Raw genomic sequence first — 23,141 nt, forward strand, 5'->3', positions numbered from 1 at the left:
AAAATAAACATTCAGAAATATAATAAAAGACCAAACCCTTTACCCCTCTTAAAAAAATCCTCCCCCCTATAAAAAATAAGCCTAAAAAACATACTACCTAATTATTTTTTCACCATACCATCAGCTTCGCTCAATTGCTGGCATTGTGTAAACTTCGACGAAACTCCCGTCAATTTCCTTCCTATTTATTTTGTTTATCTGTCATATTTTTCAACAAATTTAGACAAATCCTTCAAATAGAAACCTCCTATGATTACTCAATCATAGGAGGTTTCTTTCATATAATTTATTTTTTAAATTTTCGACATCTACTTATTCCTATTAAAAAACATGCTTTTATTGCATTTTACAAAATATTTTTTACTGAGAAAAAACAAATGTGCTAATCCTCTGTACGAGGTTTCTCCTCTTACATAGCACCTTAATCTATCTAACTCTCCCAGCGATTCAACCCTAAATAACAAGCTCCATACACACCAGCATCATTGGTAATCAAGATGCTTCTTTATATTGGCGAATAAGTGCAGAAGTCGATGCATATCGTTCGTAACATCCTTTTCCACCGTAACTACATTCTTTTCCATGATATATTGATTATATAAATAATAAATTAAATCATGATATCATGTTGTCATTACCAGTTGTTATGAAGTATACCATTACAACTTTTTCTTTCGTAATACATTTTCTGAATTTTTTATAAAATTTTTCAAACATTTTTATTCATAGCTTAACAATATAATTCTATTTATTGCGAAATAAAAAGCATGAATGGAATTGCCTGCAAGAGAAAGATTATTTTTATCAAATTGATTCTTCCCGTAAAAATCTGATCGATGAAGGTTAATTACTAATAAAATTCTCCCTACCTTAAAGTCCGTACAAATGAGAAAGATAGGTGCGCGGGATAATTGCCCACAAAAAAATCAATTGGTCTGGCTAAATGAAAGTTTCACTTTATCTCAGAAAAAGAAAAGGAGTGTTCCTATGATTCAACAATTAAAAACATATTACGGTAAAGATATAACGGTTAATGAAACAGTATTGTCTGGGGAGTATAGCTGGTTTTTAGTTGAAGGAAACAAAGTAGGGATTCGCAAATCTCGCTTACACCAAAGGGAACGTCAATTACTTTCATCAATCTTAACGCCCATTCATACTGATACATTTTATGAAACAGAAAAAGAAAAGTCTTGGTATGAAGCGTTATATCAAAATAAGGATATTCCTATCGTATCTGTTCGTTTTTTACATTTTTTCACAAATCACTCTATAGTAGAAAGAGAAGAATTTCAAGATGCTTTACAGTCCATGTTTTCTTTCGTCACTACAACGATATGGGAGACTTCTCAAGCCGGCGTTCTCATCTTAGAAGAAGATATATCGAAATCTATATTACAAACAGCCCTTGATACATTAGAAACAGATTTTTTTATATCTCTATCCTTTTTTATTGGCAGACACTATACCGAAACAAATGGAATTTCTCGTTTGTATCAATGGGAACGAGCATTATTTTCTTTTCTTTCTCCCTATTTATCAAAAAAGATTATACACATTGAACACCTACTCCCTTACCAATTAATGATCTCATTACCAAAAGAAGAAAGAGAAAAATATACAAATCAATTGTTAGCACACATTTCAAATGATAAAGAACTAATCGATAGTGTTAAAGTATTCTTCCAATGTAATTTAAATGTATCACTTGCAGCGAAACATTTATATTTGCATCGTAATACCTTGCAGTATCGAATTGATAGATTCATTGAAAAAACAGGAATTAATATCAAAACATTTGAAGGCGCTGTAGCAGTTTACATGGCATTTCTTTCTTTAGATATCTCGTAAACTTGCATAAAAACCTCTCATTTTTTTGTGCAATCTGCCAATTTACCTACCTACAAAAAAATCTTATAATTCGATTAATTCAAAGAATAAGGAGTGAGTAATTGTGGCAGAACTCGTATTAGATCATATTTTTAAAGTTTATGATAATAAAACGACTGCTGTTTCTGATTTTAATTTACATATTGAAGATAAAGAGTTTATCGTATTTGTCGGTCCTTCTGGATGTGGAAAATCAACAACTCTACGTATGATTGCGGGTCTAGAAGACATTTCTGATGGTTCATTTTATATTGATGGAGAACGTATGAATGATGTCGCTCCAAAAGATCGCGACATTGCGATGGTATTTCAAAATTACGCACTATACCCACATATGTCTGTTTATGATAATATGGCGTTTGGCTTGAAACTACGCAAACTTCCAAAAGATGAAATTAATCGCCGCGTAACAGAGGCTGCGAAAATCTTAGGACTTGAAGATTACTTAAAACGAAAACCAAAGGCATTATCAGGTGGACAACGCCAACGTGTTGCGCTAGGAAGAGCTATCGTTCGTGACGCAAAAGTATTTTTAATGGACGAGCCTCTATCCAATTTAGACGCAAAATTGCGCGTAAGTATGCGCTCTGAAATCTCTAAACTTCATCGCCGTTTAAACACGACCACTATATATGTGACACATGATCAAACAGAAGCAATGACAATGGCATCACGCCTTGTTGTTATGAAAGATGGTGTCATCCAGCAAGTTGGTACGCCAAAAGAAGTATACGATGCTCCTGAAAACATTTTTGTTGGCGGATTCATTGGTTCTCCAGCTATGAATTTCTTTACCGGAACATTACAAGATAACTATTTTCATATAGAAAATATTCGTTTCAAAGTACCAGATGGCCAACTAAAAGCATTAAAGAAAAAAGGATATAATGGAAAAGAAATCATACTCGGTATTCGTCCTGAAGACATTCATGATGAACTAATTGTTCTTCAATCTTCTCCTGAATCAACTGTCGAAATTACAGTTGAGGTCGCTGAATTATTAGGTGCTGAAACGATGATTCATGGAAAACTTGCGAGTCAAAACTTTGTTGCACGAATCAACGCTCGTTCAGAAATTAAAGCTACCGATAAACTTCCGTTAGCTTTTAGTTTAACTAAAGCGCACTTTTTCGATATTGATACAGAACAACGTATACGTAATGAATAGACATACTTGATTAAAGTATAAACCAGTTTTCTTCCTGATCTTTCTGTACTATTTACCTAAGAAAGGCCAGGAAGCTTCTTTTTGATATTTTATTTTTTTACAAGTATTATATTTAATCCTTTTCGTTTTTTATTGCTACCACCTGACGCTCCTCTTATTTTTCATTTTCATTAACATTTTTTGGCTACTCCTTTTTTATCTCGCTATTCGCGAGCAGTAAGGCCCCACCCCAACATGCAACAAAAGCAAAGAAATCAGGTGGGAGATGAAGCCCCACCGCTGATTGAAGTTTTACTTTATGAAAATCTAATTTTTCTAATCCTCTATAGATACAACCTTATGTAACCTTACACATGCTTCCATTCAATGTAATTTCAAATTTCCAAGTACATATTTAACAATTAATTTCACAGTTTCTGGATAACCTTTACCATCATTAGTTTATCCCACTGCAACTTCTTCATTTGTTCTTTTGTGTTAAAATATCGCAAGACCTCATGTTCCAACTGATATTTTAAATACGAGTTTACATTAAAATAAAAAAGAAAGAACCGATTAACTATATTAACCAGTTCAGCATGACGCTCTTTATCAATTATTAACGAACCCAACATGCCCCGATAATAATTAGTAAAATAAACAATACAACGATCAACGCAAATCCAGAACCTGTACTGTACCCTCCGCCGCCATAACCATATCCGCAATAACTACTAGGATATCCGTAACCCCACATGATTTGCTCCACTCCCTCCGCTACTTAAAAATTAAATTCCCTTAATAAATTATGTAGGACAACTCTCACTTTGTATGTGCGTTTGCCTATAAATTAAAAACTCCATAACTCCGCTAACGATTTTATAGTTTGCACCAGATCGAGCAACTTGTATATGTATAAAATTCGTGGCATTAAATACAGTGAAACTTTAATCAGTGGGGGTTTTCTTCATCCCCCACTGATTATTAGCCCTCACCAATCGGGCTTTTACGGGCAGTTGATCCCCTACCTACCTTGTTTCTCCCTGAATCTTGAGGTGGGGGTCTTACTGCCCGTTAATGCGGGATAAACTATCTATTATCCTATTTATATTTTGAAGCATTTTTTGCATAAGCCCTTTTCCGAGATGCATATAGTTATAGTGATGACAAAGGAGGAATTTTACATGGCTCAATCTGAAATTGAAAAATATGGACAAGAAGCAGCCCTGTATGAACAACTTGCCCGTTACTATCAATATACAAATCCCAAAAAATATATGGAATTATATATGAAATATCATAGTGCGATTACCAAACTTGTACATGTGTATGAAAAACGCGGCTCTCAAGAAGCAACATTGCCATCCTATATGAGAATATTCCACGCATCCCCTCATACACCAGCTATTGATTTTTTAGTTAACGGACAGAAGGTAGTAAAAAACATTTCTTTTAAACAACACAGTCCTTATTTGTCCTTAACTCAAGGGCAGTACCGGGTTGATATCGTTCCAGTCGGTAATGAAACACCTATTTTTTCAGCACTTGTTCCCATGATGGGTAACCACTCTTATACACTGGCAGCAATTAGTACTGATACACATCTACAGTTGCAACCAATGCTTGATAATACTCCTTTGCAATCTGGTCAAGCAAAAATAAGATTTTTACATTTTTCCTCTGATACCCCTGCTGTTCATATATCCATAAAAGGTGGCGACTATTTATTCGAAAATGTCTTATTTAAACAAGTAACAGATTATTTACAGGTAAGCCCTGGAACAGCTGATATTGAAATTTCTCTTGCCGATACAAAAAAGATACTTGTAACCATCCCTGATGTAAAAGTAGAACCAAATACAATTTACACATTTGCATTAGTAGGCTATTCTAATCAATCCCCAAAATTAGAAGCCGTGGTTCTTACAAATTAAAAAATCTACACCATTCTCTTGGTGTAGACTTTTTTCTCTTTATTTTTGAAATGAAATATGAAATTCTGTCCATTCTGAATCAGAGCGACACGTAATCGATCCATTATGCTTTTCAACAATTTGTTTACATACAAACAAACCGATGCCAGTTCCTAATTTCTTAGTCGTGACAAATGGTTCAAAAATCGTTTCAATACTTTCTGCCGGAATCATCGGTCCATTATTTTTAATAACAATATGAATCCTTTCTTCCTCTTCACATGTATCGATAATAATTTTACGATCTTCTTTAATCACTTCGAGAGCATCGATTGAGTTCATTAAAATATTTAGAAAAACTTGTCTTACTTCACTACGGTATCCTACAAATGAGATAGGATACGGTAAAATCTTTTCAATTGAAACATTTGCATTAACTAGACTTGGATATAAGAAATGAATAATATCATGAAACAAATCATTTAGCCAAAATCGTTCAGACTCATTCCACATTTCTTTTTTTGAAACAAGTAAAAATTGCGAAATACGAAAGTTTAATTGGTCCAATTCATGTGAAATAATATCTAAATATGATAAATTCGGATGATCTAATTTCAATAATTTCACAAACCCCATAATGGAGGTTAATGGATTTCGAAACTCGTGAACAAAACTAGCCGACATTTGTCCTAAAATCGTCAATCTTTCTTTATGTGTTTCATTTATATATTGCTGTTTTTCTTCTAAATTTCTCGATATAATTTCCGAATATTTTAAAACCGTATAATAAATTAATTTGTCAAAACAAGTATGTATTTTTGTCATAATTGGTTTTAATTCACGAGCTTTAACATCTAATTCGCACATTGCTTCAAATAGTTCATTTCTTCCTACATTCGCATTATAGACAAAATCTCCAATATTAACGTCCGCCCCTGCTCGCTCAATTGCAATTTTTTCACATAACGGCTGTAGGTGAGCTACATCCTTATTTTCCATAATAAGTTCAATGATTAACTCTAATAAATTCTCTCCATTCTGAGCTACTTCTTGCTTAAATGGATCTTTTTCGGAAATTATCATTTTGTTTTTCCAGTTCTCTACGAATTGGTGCCTGTTGTTTTTCAAGTGCGAACAAAATACTTCTTTAATATCCTTATCGATTGGAAAAACCCCCATTCCCTCCATTTCCATGCGACGAATACCCTATATATTTTGAATATTAACACAAAAAACGAGTTTCGTTAAGAGATTATTGTCACATTTTGTTAATTTCTGTTGATAAAGTTAATTTGAATATGGTATTTGAAATGTCTTTTTTTGCATCCTTTTCATTTCTTGCGTACAATAAGATATGAAAGGTGTGAAAAATATGGTAAATAAAAATGTGGAAGATTATCTCCAAGAAGGCATTCATGGCCAAAAGCAAAACAAACCAGAAGAACGCAATATGTACTTAGGCACATTGCGTGAGCGTGTGGAAATCGCTTTAACAATCGGTCAAGTGATGCAAAGCAATGTTTACACAGAAGTAGCTAATAGCATGCGCACTTCTCAATCATTACAACTATATGTAAACGGCAGCATCTCTTACCCACATTTATCAAAATACATTAAATTAGCAAACGAAAAAAATGTACCTTTTACAATCGTCCAAAATAAAGGTACACAAACACCAATTGGTTTAGTTCTTGCGCATAACACAGCGGTAGATAAAGAACAAGTTTATGTTGAAGATACGATTTTTAAACAAGAGATGAAATAATACACGATAATGTGACACTTCCATTACCAATCGGTCTTTTACGGGCAGTTATCCCCCACTTCTCTTCCTTGCTCCTCTCTGAATCTTGAGATGGGGGTCTTACTGCACGCAAATAGCGAGATAAATAAAAGGTACACTTACTTAGATAATAAGTGTACCTTTTATTTATATTTATTTTTTTATGAAGATTAGTTTCATCTCTGTCATTTCTTCAATCGCATATTTAATTCCTTCACGACCTGTACCACTTTCTTTGACACCGCATATGATGTCTTTAATCATGAAACTGCCCATATAAATCCATTTTGATTTTTTGACATATAAGCCGCGGCTATGAATAACAAAATGGGGGGTCTGCATTTGTTTTCACTCGACATGGAGCAGAAAAAGGGTCTGACCGCCGGATGCTCTCTCCCACCTAAAAATTAGGTTTTATGTCAGTCTTTTAATTTGTATTTATCTAATTCTAGTTCATCAATTCCATGCATTGCTTTCGCTAAATGTCTGACTTATTTTATTGTAACATTGTCCCATTACATAAAAAAATATTTTCCCTACTAAAAAAACTCTGCTAAATGCAGAGTTTACGAGCTTACTTGTTCTTGTAATGTTATTGGTTTTTCAGTTTCTGAAATTAAAATGGGAGCTGCTCGCTTTGTCACTTCTATTTGCTTGATATAGTGGCCATCCAATTCCTTAACGCAAAAATTATAATCTTCAATTTCAACAATATCACCTTCTGTAATTTCTAGGTGCTTTGTTAAAATCCATCCACCAATTGTATCAATATCATCATCATCAATAGATAAACCTAACAATACATTTACTTCGCTAACAAATACTTTTCCTTCTAAAATTGTCTTTGTTTCACTTATATGTTGGATTTCTGGTTTTTCATCTATATCAAATTCATCTTGAATATCGCCAACAATTTCTTCTAATATATCTTCAACTGTTACAAGACCTGCTGTTCCACCATATTCATCAATTAATATAGCGATATGTGTACGCTCTCGTTGCATTTTTAAAAACAAATCATGAATTGCAATCGATTCAATGACAAGTATAATGGGACGAATATACTGCTGCACCGTTTCTTTGCTAAAGGCACCATGTTTCACAAAATCTGTGAAAATATCTTTAAAGTTTACAAAACCGATAACATGATCCTTATCCCCATCAACAACTGGGTATCTTGTATATTTCTCATTGGACATTTTCTGCAATGCTTCTTTAACAGAAGTATCTTTATCTAAAATGTTCATCTCTGTCCGTGGGACCATAATTTCTTTTGCAATACAATCGTCAAATTCAAAGATTTTATTTACATATTTAAATTCAGATTGATTAATTTCACCGTTTTTATAACTTTCTGACACTAACAACCGTAATTCTTCTTCCGAATGAACTTCCTCGTGCTCTTTCGCAGTTTGTAAACCAAACATTCTTGTTACATATCGAGCAGATCCATTTAAAAGCCATATAAACGGAAAAGTAATTCGATAAAAGAAAATAAGCGGTTTAGCAACGAGTAAACTCACTTGTTCTGCTTTTTGAATCGCCAATGTTTTTGGTGATAATTCCCCCACAACAACATGAAAAAAAGTAATGAACATAAACACTAGAATCACAGCCAAAATATCAGCAACCTGGGGAGGCACCTCCCATCTTGCGAAAAGCGAATCAAACATGTGCTTTATTGCTGGCTTTCCTAACCATCCAAGTCCAAGAGCTGTAACTGTAATTCCTAATTGACAAGCTGATAAATACTCGTCTAAGTTTGTAATGACTGTTTTCACAGGAATTGCACGTTTATTTCCCTCTGCAATTAAAAAATCGATGCGTGAACTTCTTACTTTCACAATTGCAAACTCGGCCGCAACGAAAAATGCAGTTAAGGCAATTAAAACAATCACCATACTTATACTATATATGTCCAAATACGTTTCCTTACTTACGCTGTAAGCAAGGAAGCCACCTCCTAATTAATTTATTCAAGCGAAAAAGACTTTTCTTATCATCTTACAAGTTTCTACATTCGCCATCACCTTTTTATACATTATATGCATACATAAAGAGGATATTTATATTTATGATAATCTAAATATCTTCTTTCAGTCAAACTAGAATAATTGAAAAAAAACAGACATTTTTCTCTCTTTTTAGAAGAATCTATATGCTCAAAAACTAATTCTCGTGAAAAAACACTTTCTTTGCCGATTCCTCACTTCTTTTGTCACCCATGCAGGGAAGAAGCTTAATACCTCGAAATAATTCAACAGGATATATATAGGAGGGATTTACCTTGGAATATAAAACACCCATTATTGCGAAAAAGTTAGGTGTTAGCCCAAAGGCAGTGGTTCGAATTGCACAACAATTGAATCTCAATATAGAAAAAAACAAGTACGGTCATTTCATTTTCACTCAAGACAACTTAGATAAAATGTTAGAATATCATCGTTCTCATATAGAACAAACCTTATCTCCCGCTATAATTTCACAAGTAGAACCATCAACTGATTTTGAACAATTTGTTACACAATTAAATACAATTACACACCGTTTAAATCGTATAGAGGAAAAAATGCAAGATAAAGCAGATGATGTCGTCAATTACCAATTGCTACAACATCGCAGAGAAATGGAAGAAATGATGGATAGAATTCAAAAATTAGAAGCTGCTCTTGAGAAAAAAGAACCAATTTACATCACACCTGATATCACGCCAACATATGAACGAGAAGAAAAACCGAAACGTCGTAAAATGATTTTAAGTATATTCGGATTTTAGTTCTTTTCCAATCGTTTGTTCGCGCATGATAATTGACTCCCCCCTAGTCAATTATCATGCGCTTTTTTATTTATATAAAAAGGATGTCTCATTACAAGACATCCTTTTTGTTACGATAACATCATATTCATATCTTCTGCTGCAGTTGTAATAAGTTTTAAACCAAATGTTTCTTGTAATACATCAAGCACACCAGGTGAAATAAATTCAGGGGCCTTTGGACCGATACGAATATCTTGAATCCCAAGACTAAATAGCCCAAGTAAAATGGCAACCGCTTTTTGTTCAAACCAAGATAGGACAATACTAACTGGCAATTCGTTCACTTCACATTGAAAAGCATCTGCTAAAGCTGCCGCTATTTTTATTGTAGAAATTGAATTATTACATTGCCCTAAGTCAATGTAACGTGGAATCTCCGTACCGGGTACAACACCATAATTCACATCATTAAAGCGGAATTTCCCACAAGAAGTTGTTAAAATAACCGTTTCTTGCGGAAGTGACGTTGCTAATTCACGATAGTATTCTCCGCCTTTTCCTGGGGCATCACAACCTGCGATGACAAAGAAGCGCTTAATTTCCCCTCCCTTTACTGCCTCAATGATTTCTGGAGCTAATGATAATACTGTATTATGATGAAACCCTGTTACTAACTGTTCATCCGACTCCATATGTACTTCGGGAAGTTCTAGCGCTTTTTTAATCAATGGTGCAAAATCATCATTTTCAATTTTCCGTACACCCTCCAGGCCGGCAATATCATATGAAAAGAAGCGATCAGAGTATGATCCTTTAATTGGCATAACACAGTTCGTTGTAGCCAATATCGCACCGGTAAATTTTTCAAAAAGACGTCGTTGATCATACCATGCCTTACCAATGTTTCCTTTTAAATGTTTATATTTTTTCAGTTGTGGATATCCGTGTGCTGGTAGCATTTCAGAATGCGTATAAATATTAATTTCTTTTCCTTCTGTTTGCTTTAATAATTCCTCTAATGCAAATAAATTATGACCAGTAACAACAATTGCCTTACCTTCTACATGATTTTGTGTAATTTGAACAGGCTCTGGAACACCGAAATGATTCGTATGTGCCTCATCTAACAACTCCATCACCCGTAAAGCTGATTTCCCAACTTTCATAGCCATATCAATATGTTCTTGTTCATTAAAGTTAGAATTTGTTAATGTCATATATAACGCTTCTTGAGTTGTAGCATCTACAAATGGATCTGTATACCCTAGCTGCGCAGCATGGGTACGATAAGCAGCAATTCCTTTTAACCCAAACACAATCGTATCTTGTAAACTTGCAATTGTTTCATTCTTACCGCAAACACCCATTACTTTACATCCGCCTGTTGGCGTTTGTTCACATTGATAGCAAAACATATCATCCCACCCTTTCCCAATCATTCATTACAAACTAAGCTTAATATACATTGAGAAAAAGGGATGTGATATCAATCACAATAATTTATAAAAATTTGTGACACTTCATCTTGTTAACATAATATTTTTACTGTTCTCTTTGATTAATGCCTGCGCATGAGCATTTCCTTGAATAATATCCCGAAATTCTTTTAAGGAATACAAATGTGTTAATCCTTTCCGAGCATGAATTCGAACAGGTACCCCTTGCAATGTATCATGAAAATAAAACGGATCATCAATTGGTTCAATTGGAAAACCAATTGTAAGTAAATACATATACATTCTTTTTGTAACAACAGCAATATACCACTCAGCTTTCATTTCTAAAGCATGAATAAATAAAATAGCTGTTAACCTTTTGAAATGTCCTCTCCCGCGCGATGTTTTCGCAATACTTAACTTTCCTATTTCATAAACATTCTTTAAACCTTTCATTAACTCATTTTCAGAAAACGGATAGAAAAACTCAGAATTAGATTGTTCAGGTGTCGTATATCGAATACACTCTACTGTACCAATAGAATGTCCTTCTTCTATTAATAAAAATCGTGATGGATTTAAATTACGCTCTACAAACATTAAATCTCTCTCTTCACAAAAATCTCCCCACAGTTGCTCGAACCAAAAATGTTCTTCCTTTGTTTGAACACGCTGGAACATATTTCCCCGCCTTTCCCATCGCCGCTCTATATTTTGATAACGCTTTCACCATCTATCATATAAGAACAAATCTCCGCATGCAACTAAAAGGTATTTAATACATTATACATTCTATAAAAATTAACCAGTTCCTATTCATTTTTTTATATTTATATAAAGTGACACTTCCATTGTATATAATTAGAAATTACCTTTATTGTTTTATCACCTCTATGGGTATTTAATTCTACAATACCATAAATTCACAATTATACTCCCTTCAACAATTCAATTTACTTACACAAAAAGAAACCTTTTCCGTAAAGAAAGGTTTCTTTTCATGTTACAATATTTTTTAACCATTTCTCGAAAATCTGTACAAGACCATGCTTTCCAGCTAACTTTTCTTCTCCCTGCTTTGTTTTATATGGATATAATTGCAAAAAGACTCCGCAACCTGCTTCTATTTTCTTCCCGTGCATATGACTGCCTGGGTATACACAAATCACTTCATGAATCGCCCTTCGGTGAAAAATACGTTTTCCATCTTGTTCTTCTACATACTTAATGGACCAATATTTGTACATTTGCTCTGTTGCTTTTGTATTTCCAACAGGCTGAAAAATATTAAACATAGGACTATATTTCACCTCAACAATAATAGACGACTGGTACTCATAACGTTCCCCTTGCTTCACATAACAATCTAAACGAATGTCTGGCTTTTTCGTATCTTCTCCATTATAGAAATGACTTCCTTTACTAAGTGCAATGAGTGGGTGCGTTTCAATAAGATCATTAAACACTACATGGATTTGAATATTTTCACGATTTAAAACAATTGTCGTACCATCCTGTAAACCATCTAAGTAAAAATAAGTTTGAATTTGTTCGCGTAATGAAATTTCATCTTTAAATTCTAACTGTTGCAATATAGAAATAATGATAAAAAATGCATAATACTCATACACTAAAAACGTTGGTTTATACACAAATAATAAAGCTGGAGATTGTTGATTATAACGTGGTAGAAACTCTAAATGATATAATAGTTGCCGATGAGTAACAGGTAAAGCATGCATAGTTATATTTGTCTTTTCAGAAATCCCTCTCCAGAATGGAGAATTTAACAAATTTTGAAAGTACAGTATAGCTTGGTGGACAATATGATTTAAAATTTTATACTCTTGTATTTTCATAGATGCTTTCCGCAAGTCTGCCTCTTTTAACAAATGAATATTTCGATATTTTTGCTTCTCCCTATCTGTTACAGACCCGTTTCTTTCAATGGTTTGCATAATTGTTTTTACTGCTTGTTGTTCCTCTTTTTTTGTATGTGTTGCTCTTTCTAATATTTCGATTGTCTTTTGTAAGAAAGCCTGCGCTTCAAGTAAATATTGATAAAATTGTTTCGTTGTAAATTTTAGAAAAGCATTCTCCAAACTATCTGTTTGTTCTATAAATCTGCGATTATAATACTTAGCGTGGGGCTTTTTCTCGTTCATTATCACACTTTTCATCGTCGCTTTTCGTTCCCGTATTTCCCACTCATATTTATCGATATATCTTGTGTTCTCTTCAACTTTTTTATAAAGCTGCTTTATTTTTTTCATTTTTTGTGGCAGCATTCGAAGTAGCATTAAATAGGAAGAATCTTCAATATCAATTAGCGTTGAGAATGTCTTTTTATAATAACCACGATCTAGCATAATTTCATTCAAAATTGATTTTACATAATTTTGAATCGTTTCAAATTGATCATCAAAAAAATTTTTAGGAACAATTTGAAACGCTCCATAGTATATCTCTTCTTCCACTTTCACCTCGAAATGATACAAACCACAACGCCAAGGATAAAAAAAATCAGTTTTTCCATGTTCATATAATAATACTTTTTCTCTTTTTTCATGCAATTCATATTGCCATTCTTTCTTATCTTTTTGCCCTTCATACACTTTATTCCATATAAAAGTAACACGGATTGGCTTTTCACAATGTAAAGTCAAACGTAATGCTTTTAATTCTTGCACTTTATAAACACAATGTGCCATTGTTGTAGTGTGTTTACAAAGACGATTCAAAAATATAAAATCTCCTTTTCCTTCTGTTCCAATAATTAATTTTAATACGAACGGGAGCTTATCTTTTGTATCTACAATTTCCGTCTCGTGCTGCTCCTCATTTCGCATACCCATACAACTCCAATTCACGCCGTTTTTGTCTAATATAAGCTAGAGAATGTTCGAATGCGGAGACACAATTCGCAAGTGGAGATTGTAATAATGATACTAGCGATAGCCCTTTCTTTTCATCCTCACGAAGAAGTGGACCAATTGTCATTTCCGTACCACGTAATTTTGTTAAAATACGCTGTTTTACTTGTAAATCAAAACCCTCTTCTCGGCTAATCATATAAGATTGATTATCTTTTGGAGGGATATTTTGCAAATAAGTCGCAATCGCAGCAGCGCATCGAAAAGAAACGCCTTTCGATGCGTCATGTGATGATAATACGCCGTGTAATTTATCTAATAGTTCTAATTCTTCTTCAAAAAGTACATCAATTATCTCTTTATTTCGTAACCAATTCATACGAAACTCTCCTGTTGTTACTTGTAGGGGCGGGATTTGTATCCCTTTATTTTGCTGCATATTGATTTCACAAAATGGAATCTTTTGAAGTGTAATAAGATTTGTTCGATCCAATAAGCGATCAGATAATTCTTTCGTTGTTTCATCAAAATTTACAGTCCCGATAAAAATAATATTTTCACCAATTTCAATTTTAGGTGGAATTATATTTTCTATTTCATTTCCTTCCTCATATAAAGAAAGAATACGATTTTTCTTTTCTAATTGAAGAATAGATAAAAATGGTGTAAACCAATGTTCAATATGTGACATATTCATTTCATCAAATACAATCATATAAAGCTGATTCGGATTTTCATATGCTTTTAATAATGTCCGAATTAACTTCGTTTCACTTTCGATATATGTTCCATTTGGATGAAGATAACCTATTATATCGTGTGGTTCTTGATAAGATGGAGAAATTGGAATCCATAACAATTCTTCTCCATACGTTAACCCTAACGCTTCTGCATATACTTGCACAAAACGAGATTTCCCGATTCCTGGGATACCAGCAAGAATCGTTAACATATTTGTTTTTACACTAATATGAAAGTTAAAAATATCCGTTGCATCTAAATACAAACCTTTATTATTGATTAAGTTCTGTACATACTGTATAAATGTAGATTCACGCTCATTCCATTCTTGGTCTTCTTTTTGCCCTTTTATGTCTACTACTTCCACCCGTTTTCCCTCTTCTTCGATTTGCTTTAGAAGTTGATCATACATATTTTCTCTTACAAAATACAAATGATCATCCGCTTTCACTTCTATATACTTGGTCCAATTATCAATTTCGATATATTTGCATTCCTTTTTTTGTTCGCAATATGCAATTGAACTAATGGATGATTTTAATGATAAATTCCCATATAATCTACCTTCATACCATAACAACTGTGGTACTTCGAAATCGTGTGGGAATTTAGGAATAAGAAAAGATAAGTACCCATTACCTAGCTTTCGCTCTAAAGATTCTCTCTTTTTATAGCCTACTAATCTTGGCGAAGGGATAATCTTATATGCATCCGCGATTTCCCGTTGTTCTGTACATATTAATTCAACATACAAGTTCCCTCTTTCATAATAAAGGCGAAACAATACCAATTGTTTTTCTAACTTTTTTTTCTTTAAATCCGCAAATATTCTCTCATTTTTTTTGTTAGTATATAGTCCTTCAAACAAATATACTTCACCTTCAAATTGCGATTTCAAAATAGAAGGAATTTGTGAAAGACATTGTACAGAAAAAGTATTCTTTTTTTCCTCCTCACCTTCAACGAACTTTCCAAGAAATCTCATGTGATACATCCGCTTTATAAAACTTGGATGGAGAGCTTTATGTAGCTTCAATATACTCACCTTCTTTTTTTCATACTGTTCTTATTATATGAACTGTAAAAGAAAACTAGAAACAAAAAAACCTGACCTACACCGTCAGGTTACAAAAGTAAAACTTATATTAGTGAGAAGGGAAAGCTTTTTTCTCTTGCATAATCGCATTGTGAGCAATTTTCATTTTAGCAAGTACGTATCGTAGTTTATCCTCGGCATTTTCATCTTTATTATGTTGCAGGCTTGCTAAAGTCTCCACAGAACCAGCTAAATTCTCAATCGCTCCACGTAGTTCGGGATGATGATTAAAAAATGATTCTTGTACTAATACTTTTCGTAAATCACTTGCCAATTCCATAATTCTTAAGAGTTGTTCTTTTTCTTCCATTCTCATCCCTCCTAAACATCTTATATATTAGATATTCTGTAAATAAAATAAAATTCCTTGTATGCAAAGAAAAAAGTCCTCCAGGAGGACTTTTTTACATTTTTATATTACCTGTTACAAGCATATAAAGCGATATTACTGCTGCAACCACGATTACAACCATGACATATCTCTCCATGCCAGAAAAACAGCGATTTCCTTTTTCTTTTCGAGCAAACATATAAACAACAAGTCCAATACCATATACGATTGAGACAAGTAATAAGTTTTTTAAGCCTGCTGCATAAATCAACCATACGGAATACAATGAGGCAATTAAAGCAAGCATTCCATTTTTTAGCCTCGCACGTTTCAGTTCCTTCGTTACAACTAATTTCAACTGATAAAGTGCTGATAATAAGTACGGAAGTAAAATAGATGTAGACGCGATAAAATACATCATTTGATACGTTGATTCCGAAAACAAAACGATAATAAACAATGTTTGTGCGACACCATTTGAAATCCATAATGCAATATGTGGTGTCTGCTTTTTATTTGTCTTCGTAAAGGCTTTCGGAAATACGCCATCTTTCCCTGCTACGTGAGAAATTTCAGAAACGAGTAAGAACCATCCAATTAATGTCCCAACAAGTGAAGCAACCAATCCGATATTAATGGCAAATGCTCCCCATGGTCCAACAACATGCTCTAATACATGGCCCATTGACGGCGTTTCTAACAGAGAAAGCTCTTGTCTTGTCATTGCCCCCATAGAAAGGACTGAGATTAAAATATAGATGGACATAACTAAAATTAATCCAACAACCGTTGCTTTTCCAACATCACGGCTGTTTTTTGCTCTTCCAGATAATACGACTGCTCCTTCCACACCGATAAATACCCAAAGTGTAACAAGCATCGTATTTTTCACTTGACCAAGGACAGAAGAAATAGAAACGGTTCCCTCACCCCAAAAATCATGTGTAAATGTATCCCAGCGAAACGCTGTAACCATAACTGCAATAAATAATAAAATCGGAACTAGTTTTCCAATTGTTGCAACAAAGTTCATAATAGACGCTTCACGAATTCCAATTAAAATAAGGAAGTGCAGCGTCCATAATAAAAGAGATGCACCAACGATGGAGGCAACGTTGTTTCCTCCTTTAAAAATAGGGAAAAAATATCCAAGTGTACTAAACAATAACATAATCGTAGCTACGTTTCCTAAAATCCCTGCAAGCCAATATCCCCATGCACTGTTAAAACCAACATATTCACCAAATCCTGTGCGTGCGTAACTATAAATTCCGCCTTCAAGCTCTGGTTTTTGTCTTGCTAACGTTTGGTATACAAGTGCAAGTGGAATCATTCCCATTGCTGTAATACACCATCCAATTATCGTTGCGCCACTATTTGCGCCTACTGCTAAATCATGCGGTAAACTAAAAACACCACCGCCAACCATTGTTCCTACTACTAATGCGATTAATGGAAAAAATCCTAATTTCTTTTCTATTGGTACCACCCCATCTGTCATTCTAGGTGTTATGTTCATCCGTTCAACTATTAAAGTCACCTTTTTCTCTAATAGATGTTTCTATTATATTTTTTCAGGAAAACATTACTTATTCTAAAAGAAAATGAGCAAAAAGGGAATACTTTTTTGAAAAATTGTATAAGTATGCACAAAAAAACCGTTCATTTTATTATGAACGGTCGATTTCCAGTCATTAAATTGTATATTTTTTGCAAATATTAATGAATCAATCCCTCTTTTTCTAAAAATTGTTTCGCTACTCTTTCTGCACTTTTACCATTTACATTTACTTCATAATTCATTTTTCTCATATCTTCATCTGATATTTTCCCAGCAAGTTTATTTAATGTCTGTTCAAGTTCAGGATATTTATCAAGCGTTTCTTTTCTTAATAAAGGAGCTCCTTGGTAAGGTGGGAATAACCCTTTATCATCTTCTAGTACTTGGAGGCCATATTGTTCAAGTTCGCTGTCAGTAGAATAAGCATCAATAACAGTAACCTCCCCCGACTCAATTGCACCATATCGTAACTTCGGCTCCATTGTTGTTACGTTTGCAATCTGGAAATTATACAATTTTTGCATCCCTTTATAGCCGTCTTCCCGATCTGCAAACTCTAACGTAAATCCAGCCTTAACATTTGCTGCAACATTTCGTAAATCTGAGATTGTTTTCACATTATACTGCTCTGCAACTTTTCTTGGCATTGCAAGTGCATATGTATTGTTATATTCCATCGGCTTTAGCATCACCATATGATATTTCTTTTCCATCCCTAGACGTGCTTGTTCATATACTTCTTTACGATTTGTACTTTTTGGGTCTTCTTTTACAAAAGTAGATAAAGCAGTCCCTGAAAATTCAGGATACATATCAATTTCCCCTGATTTTAAAGCTTCAAAAACAAATGCTGTTTTCCCAAGTCCTGGTTTCAATTCTACATCTAAATCAGTATCTTGCTCGATCAGCTGCTTATACATTTGAATTAAAATTTCTGGTTCAGCTCCCAGCTTTCCAGCAATCACAATATCTTTCTTTTGCGTATTCCATAGAAATGGTGCAGCTATAACAACTACAATGATACATATTGCCGATATAATTCGCTTAGGAGAGCGTCCAGTGCTTTCAAACATCCGAAGTACTCCGTCAAAGAATAAAGCTAACAATGCGGCTGGTACAGCCCCTAATACGATAAGAGCATGGTCATTTCGATCTATACCGAGTAAAATAAGTTTTCCAAGCCCTCCAGCTCCTATTAAAGCAGCTAACGTAGCTGTTCCGACAATCAATACCATTGCCGTACGAATTCCAGCCATTATAATTGGCAATGCAAGAGGAAGTTCTACTCTCCATAATCTTCTAAAGCTATTCATTCCCATCGCTCTGGCTGCTTCAATAAGCGATGCATCTAACTTACGGATTCCCGTATATGTATTTCGTAAAATTGGCAATAACGCATACACAACTAGCGCGATAATTGCTGGCACCTTTCCAATACCAACAAGCGGAATTAAAAGCCCTAGTAAAGCCAATGAGGGAATTGTTTGCATAACAGCAGATGTGCCTATAATAAACTCAGCAATTCGCTCTCTTCTCGTTAACAAAATACCGAGTGGAACTGCAATCATCACCGCAAAGAATAAAGAAATAAGTGAAATTTGTAAGTGCTCAATCAGCGCACTAAGTAATTCTAATTTTCGTTCCTGAAACGTTTGTAATAATGCAGACACGGTTTACCCCCTCTCCTTCATTTGTCCAGCCAAATATGCCACAATATGACGGCTCGTTAATGTCCCCACGTATTGCCCCTCTCTTTCAATCGGGATTGCCTCTTCTGCTTCCAAACGAATCAACGCCTCTTGTAGTGAAGCATGCAGAGATAGAGGTAAAACATCATTGTCTACTTTTCTATCACTCGCAAGTGGCAACACATCTTCAATGCTCTTCCCTTCATACCAAGGGCGAACACGATTTCCAATAAATTCTTCTACAAAATCATTTACTGGGTTATGTATGATTCCTTCCGGTGTATCTAATTGAACGATTTTTCCTTTTCTCATCACGCAAATACGATCACCAAGTGTTAACGCTTCTTGCATATCATGTGTCACGAACACGATTGTTTTTTGAATTTTTTTCTGTAATTCTACAATATCCTTTTGCAACTGTTCTCGGCTTAATGGATCTAGCGCGCTAAATGGTTCATCCATGAGAACGATTTTCGGGTTAGCAGCCAGTGCTCTTACCACTCCCACACGTTGCTTCTGTCCACCAGATAATTCATCAGGCATACGATTTCGATATACATCTGGATCTAATCCAACCATATCAAGTAACTCATCCACACGCTCTTGAACTTTTTCTTTACTCCATTTTCTCATTTCAGGTACAATCGCAATATTTTCAGCAATTGTCATATGAGGAAACAATGCAATTTGTTGCAGAACGTACCCGATATCCCAACGCAATTCATGAATATTGTAATCTTGGATGTCTTTTCCATCGATAGAGATGGAACCTTCTGTCGTTTCAATTAAACGATTAATCATTTTCATCGTTGTTGTTTTTCCGCAACCACTCGGACCGATAAGGACAAAAAACTCTCCTTTTTTAATTTCTAAATGTAATGAATCTACTGCTTTTGTACCATCTTCATATGCTTTTGACACATGATTAAATCGAATCACAAATACAACTCCCTTATTATTGTTTCTTTCATTCTGATAGAATCTTTCCTTCTTTTCAAATGATACGCTTTTTATTCACGAAAAAAGAGCCCTTACTTGAGCTCTAATGATCGAATAATACTGTTTTAATAATTGCTGCATATTCACGTATATATGCTTTCTTCTCTGAACGCCTTGGTGTTGGTGCCGCGAGTGACTCCATCTGCATTCCTAAACGCTTAGCAATAATTTTTGTTCGATATAGATGATATGTATTACTCACAACTACCGCGTGCATTACATGATATAAATCCATGCTAAACTTTAGATTTTCATAAGTACTTGTCGAACGATCCTCAATGAAAATACGATTCTCTTCAATTCCATGCTTTATTAAATAATTTCGCATGCTATGTGCTTCAGGAATGTCCTCATCTTCACCTTGTCCTCCAGATACAATTACTTTTGTTTCCGGATGAGAATTTAAATACATTAAGGCTACATCCAGTCGATTTTGAAGAGATAAAGAAGGTTTATCCCCAAATAATTTTGCACCTAAAATTAATACATATGGAGCGTTATCACTTAACTTTTCACAAGCAACTTTTTTCATTCGATATGTCATATACATTATGCATAATGGTGGAAATAATAAAATAACAAGTAGTATCCATTTGTTCATATATAAGCTTACACTCCCTTTCTTTATATTATATAGAAAAAGAAAGGGAGACAGAAGTATTTTTTAGTGACTACGTTGTCCTGCGTTTTGAGCATTACGCCCTTTTTTAGAAGATGTATGACACTGAGTTTGATTTCCTTTATGTTTCGCTGATCCTAACGCTTTCGTTTTTCCCATTTTGTTTCACATCCTCTTTTTATATGGTTCCTTTATAGATTTTGTATTTTCTCTCTCGTCATACAATGGATTTATTGGAAGTTTCTCCTTATTTCAAGAGTATTTTTTATTTTTGGGATATCAAGATAAAGTGAAACTTTAATCAGTGGGGTTTTCTTTCCCACACTGATTATTAGCCCTCACCAATCGGACTTTTACGGGCAGTTGATCTCCCACCTAACATCCTTGTTTCTCTCTGCATCTTGAGGTGAGGATATTCCTTCCCGTTTATTCGGGATAAAAGGTTACATTTAGTGTATTCATTACATGCTTATAATTTAATATATATTAAATACAATAAGAATATTGTAATATAGTGAAAAGGAGATGATTTTATGTTGAAAATAGGACAAAACAAAGTACGTTTAATTTCAGGAATTAGCTTATTAATATTGGTTATGACTAATTCTTTTATAAAAAGTGATTCTTGGGTCATTTGTATAGATGTCATTTTAGTCTTGGTTAACTTATTTCTATTTATTATTTCTAGAGATATAACAAAAGCCGATTTACTTAGAAAAAAAGGTAAGTTAAATGAAATGAAATAATTTTGTGTTATTTTTAAGGATGAAAAGAGAAAGTAAATTTTTATTCAAAAGTTTTTATTTCTTTTAAGAATACATGAGATTCTGTAACTTTGATTCAAACTATGTATTATAATGAAATATGCGATAAAACCTATATCTAAAAAGGGGGCGATTCTATTATGTATAAACTCAAAACAACAGAAACCAACAATAGTGTAATCGAGTTTATTGAAAATGTTGACAGCCTAAAAAAACGAGAAGACGCATATCAGTTATTAGATATCTTTACTGAAACAACAGGTTATCCAGCAAAGATGTGGGGACCAAGCATAATTGGATTTGGTACATACCACTATAAATATGCATCTGGTCATGAAGGAGATGCACCATTAGTAGGCTTTTCCCCTCGTAAAGCCAAGATTAGTTTATATTTTGCGACGGGTGACCCTAAGCGAGAAGAATTATTAAAAGACTTTGGAAAACATACATCTGGAAAAGCGTGTATATACATTAATAAAGTAGCAGATATTGATCTTAATGTTCTAAAAGCATTAATTAAACAATCTGTCGGTTTTTTACAAGAAACGTATCCAGATCGTTAATATGTGTATAGCAATTAAACGAATGAAGCAACAGGTGTTTTGAATACAAGTCAAAAAAATACCGCTTAAATAGAAAGTGGCAAATTTAACTTATTAGGAATATCAGCTTTAAAATGCGGAGTATGTTGTATAGAAAAAGAATATCCTTCTTGAACAAACGATAGTTCATTCTTACTAAACTGACAAGGTACATCATTTTGTCTTAGATGATTCTGAACCTTTTGTATGAAGTGTAGACTTGGTGTTCCAAATGAAACATGTATCTTTGGAGGCAAAGCTTTCATTGCAATTGGAATCCAAGTTCTCCCCTTCCAACTTGCAACAATATGGGCTGTGCCACCAATCATAAAGTTGAAAATCCCACCATCTTCAAATGTTTTCATGCATAAATTAGATTTTAGCCATTCTCTAAATATAGGTACATTTTCAACTGGGCAACCTATTTCTCTCATATAAAGAATGTTTAAAGGTGTATGTGGAACTAGAACACCTTCATCAATATATTTATGTGCAATAATCTCTAGAAGATTTCCATCCCCATCGCGAAAATATAAATTTAATCGATTATCCTCTTCATCAATGTCATGACCGTCTTCCCATTTTACAATAAGCAAACCAGATTCCTGAATCCGTTTTGCTGCTTCATAAAATTTTGAAAATGGTACTTGAAAAGCAAAATGAGCAGGTGAAATTGGCTCATATGCTTCTTCAAAAGATAAAGTTACATGTGGCGCTAATCGAAAACTTATCTGTTTATCCGTTTTTAATAAAATTGGGATCCCGAGGCGTTCTCCATATACTTGTTCTACGCCTTGAATAGATACTGTCTGTAATCTCAGCTCTGAAAAATGTGTAATCATCCTTATTCACCACCTTAATTTCCATACATAAAATCAATTTTATTAAAAATTCTTCTATTTATATCACTATTCTGTGGACCTTATTGATTGAAATCGTTTTCACAAAGGTGCTAGAGGCA

The 23,141-nt window shown here is 33.9% G+C and carries 20 protein-coding genes; 7 read left to right on the top strand and 13 right to left on the bottom strand.

The annotated features are described in order from the left end of the window. Positions 1–987 precede the first annotated feature (987 nt). On the top strand, positions 988–1,851 hold the full coding sequence (locus MHH71_RS04435; RefSeq protein WP_006094760.1) for a PucR family transcriptional regulator: 864 nt from the start codon (positions 988–990) through the stop codon (positions 1,849–1,851). 103 nt (positions 1,852–1,954) lie between these two features. After that, positions 1,955–3,058 carry an ABC transporter ATP-binding protein gene (locus MHH71_RS04440; RefSeq protein WP_003197473.1) on the top strand — a complete coding sequence of 368 codons (1,104 nt, stop codon included), beginning with the start codon at positions 1,955–1,957 and terminating at the stop codon, positions 3,056–3,058. Positions 3,059–3,656: 598 nt separating this feature from the next. On the opposite strand, the gene MHH71_RS04445 is transcribed toward MHH71_RS04440, so the two are convergent. Beyond that, positions 3,657–3,794, bottom strand: a complete 138-nt coding sequence (locus MHH71_RS04445) for a YjcZ family sporulation protein (RefSeq protein WP_006094759.1) — start codon at positions 3,792–3,794, stop codon at positions 3,657–3,659. A 427-nt stretch (positions 3,795–4,221) separates the two neighbouring features. Here MHH71_RS04445 and MHH71_RS04450 point away from each other — a divergent pair, with 427 nt between their 5' ends. After that, positions 4,222–4,971 (top strand): DUF4397 domain-containing protein, encoded by a 750-nt coding sequence (locus MHH71_RS04450; protein WP_018782159.1) that lies wholly within the window; start codon positions 4,222–4,224, stop codon positions 4,969–4,971. Between the two features lie 39 nt (positions 4,972–5,010). On the opposite strand, the gene MHH71_RS04455 is transcribed toward MHH71_RS04450, so the two are convergent. Continuing rightward, positions 5,011–6,144 carry a BA2291 family sporulation histidine kinase gene (locus MHH71_RS04455; protein ID WP_003197467.1) on the bottom strand — a complete coding sequence of 378 codons (1,134 nt, stop codon included), beginning with the start codon at positions 6,142–6,144 and terminating at the stop codon, positions 5,011–5,013. Positions 6,145–6,322: 178 nt separating this feature from the next. Here MHH71_RS04455 and MHH71_RS04460 point away from each other — a divergent pair, with 178 nt between their 5' ends. Further along, a complete protein-coding gene (locus MHH71_RS04460) occupies positions 6,323–6,715 on the top strand; it encodes a YueI family protein (RefSeq protein WP_016132763.1) in 393 nt (130 codons plus the stop codon). 584 nt (positions 6,716–7,299) lie between these two features. Here the strand turns inward: MHH71_RS04460 and MHH71_RS04465 are convergent. Next, positions 7,300–8,655 (bottom strand): hemolysin family protein, encoded by a 1,356-nt coding sequence (locus MHH71_RS04465; protein WP_078211785.1) that lies wholly within the window; start codon positions 8,653–8,655, stop codon positions 7,300–7,302. Between the two features lie 365 nt (positions 8,656–9,020). Between MHH71_RS04465 and MHH71_RS04470 the strand changes: the two genes are divergently transcribed. Next, on the top strand, positions 9,021–9,509 hold the full coding sequence (locus tag MHH71_RS04470) for a hypothetical protein (RefSeq protein WP_003197459.1): 489 nt from the start codon (positions 9,021–9,023) through the stop codon (positions 9,507–9,509). A gap of 110 nt (positions 9,510–9,619) precedes the next feature. Here MHH71_RS04470 and hcp read toward each other — a convergent pair whose 3' ends face one another. From hcp to MHH71_RS04515, 9 genes are all read right to left on the bottom strand, one after another. Beyond that, a complete protein-coding gene (gene hcp / locus MHH71_RS04475) occupies positions 9,620–10,906 on the bottom strand; it encodes a hydroxylamine reductase (RefSeq protein WP_033798853.1) in 1,287 nt (428 codons plus the stop codon). Positions 10,907–11,011: 105 nt separating this feature from the next. Continuing rightward, on the bottom strand, positions 11,012–11,608 hold the full coding sequence (locus tag MHH71_RS04480; protein WP_003207128.1) for a hypothetical protein: 597 nt from the start codon (positions 11,606–11,608) through the stop codon (positions 11,012–11,014). A gap of 317 nt (positions 11,609–11,925) precedes the next feature. Then, on the bottom strand, positions 11,926–13,776 hold the full coding sequence (locus MHH71_RS04485) for a hypothetical protein (protein WP_033798852.1): 1,851 nt from the start codon (positions 13,774–13,776) through the stop codon (positions 11,926–11,928). Beyond that, positions 13,766–15,577 carry an AAA family ATPase gene (locus MHH71_RS04490; RefSeq protein ID WP_018782154.1) on the bottom strand — a complete coding sequence of 604 codons (1,812 nt, stop codon included), beginning with the start codon at positions 15,575–15,577 and terminating at the stop codon, positions 13,766–13,768. Before MHH71_RS04490 ends, MHH71_RS04485 begins: the two co-directional genes overlap by 11 nt. Positions 15,578–15,686: 109 nt before the next feature. Continuing rightward, complete coding sequence (locus MHH71_RS04495) at positions 15,687–15,947, bottom strand: hypothetical protein (RefSeq protein ID WP_003197448.1); 261 nt, start codon at positions 15,945–15,947, stop codon at positions 15,687–15,689. 94 nt (positions 15,948–16,041) lie between these two features. After that, positions 16,042–17,469: an arginine-ornithine antiporter gene (gene arcD, locus MHH71_RS04500; RefSeq protein WP_003207126.1), complete on the bottom strand. Its 1,428-nt coding sequence runs from the start codon at positions 17,467–17,469 to the stop codon at positions 16,042–16,044. A 218-nt stretch (positions 17,470–17,687) separates the two neighbouring features. Next, positions 17,688–19,199 carry an ABC transporter permease/substrate-binding protein gene (locus tag MHH71_RS04505; protein ID WP_003197444.1) on the bottom strand — a complete coding sequence of 504 codons (1,512 nt, stop codon included), beginning with the start codon at positions 19,197–19,199 and terminating at the stop codon, positions 17,688–17,690. A 3-nt stretch (positions 19,200–19,202) separates the two neighbouring features. Next, positions 19,203–20,156: an ABC transporter ATP-binding protein gene (locus MHH71_RS04510; RefSeq protein ID WP_033798851.1), complete on the bottom strand. Its 954-nt coding sequence runs from the start codon at positions 20,154–20,156 to the stop codon at positions 19,203–19,205. 103 nt (positions 20,157–20,259) lie between these two features. Beyond that, positions 20,260–20,817, bottom strand: coding sequence for a YdcF family protein (locus MHH71_RS04515; RefSeq protein ID WP_006094751.1), 558 nt, complete (start codon positions 20,815–20,817; stop codon positions 20,260–20,262). Between the two features lie 551 nt (positions 20,818–21,368). Here MHH71_RS04515 and MHH71_RS04520 point away from each other — a divergent pair. Both MHH71_RS04520 and MHH71_RS04525 read left to right on the top strand, forming a co-directional pair. Continuing rightward, entirely contained in the window at positions 21,369–21,581 is a 213-nt protein-coding gene (locus tag MHH71_RS04520) for a hypothetical protein (protein WP_006094750.1), read from the top strand. Positions 21,582–21,739: 158 nt separating this feature from the next. After that, positions 21,740–22,162, top strand: coding sequence for a DUF1801 domain-containing protein (locus tag MHH71_RS04525; protein ID WP_006094749.1), 423 nt, complete (start codon positions 21,740–21,742; stop codon positions 22,160–22,162). Positions 22,163–22,227: 65 nt separating this feature from the next. On the opposite strand, the gene MHH71_RS04530 is transcribed toward MHH71_RS04525, so the two are convergent. Then, positions 22,228–23,022 carry a VOC family protein gene (locus tag MHH71_RS04530; RefSeq protein ID WP_006094748.1) on the bottom strand — a complete coding sequence of 265 codons (795 nt, stop codon included), beginning with the start codon at positions 23,020–23,022 and terminating at the stop codon, positions 22,228–22,230. Positions 23,023–23,141 lie beyond the last annotated feature (119 nt).

It is taken from the genome of Bacillus sp. FSL H8-0534 (assembly GCF_038005885.1).
Classification (GTDB): domain Bacteria; phylum Bacillota; class Bacilli; order Bacillales; family Bacillaceae_G; genus Bacillus_A; species Bacillus_A pseudomycoides.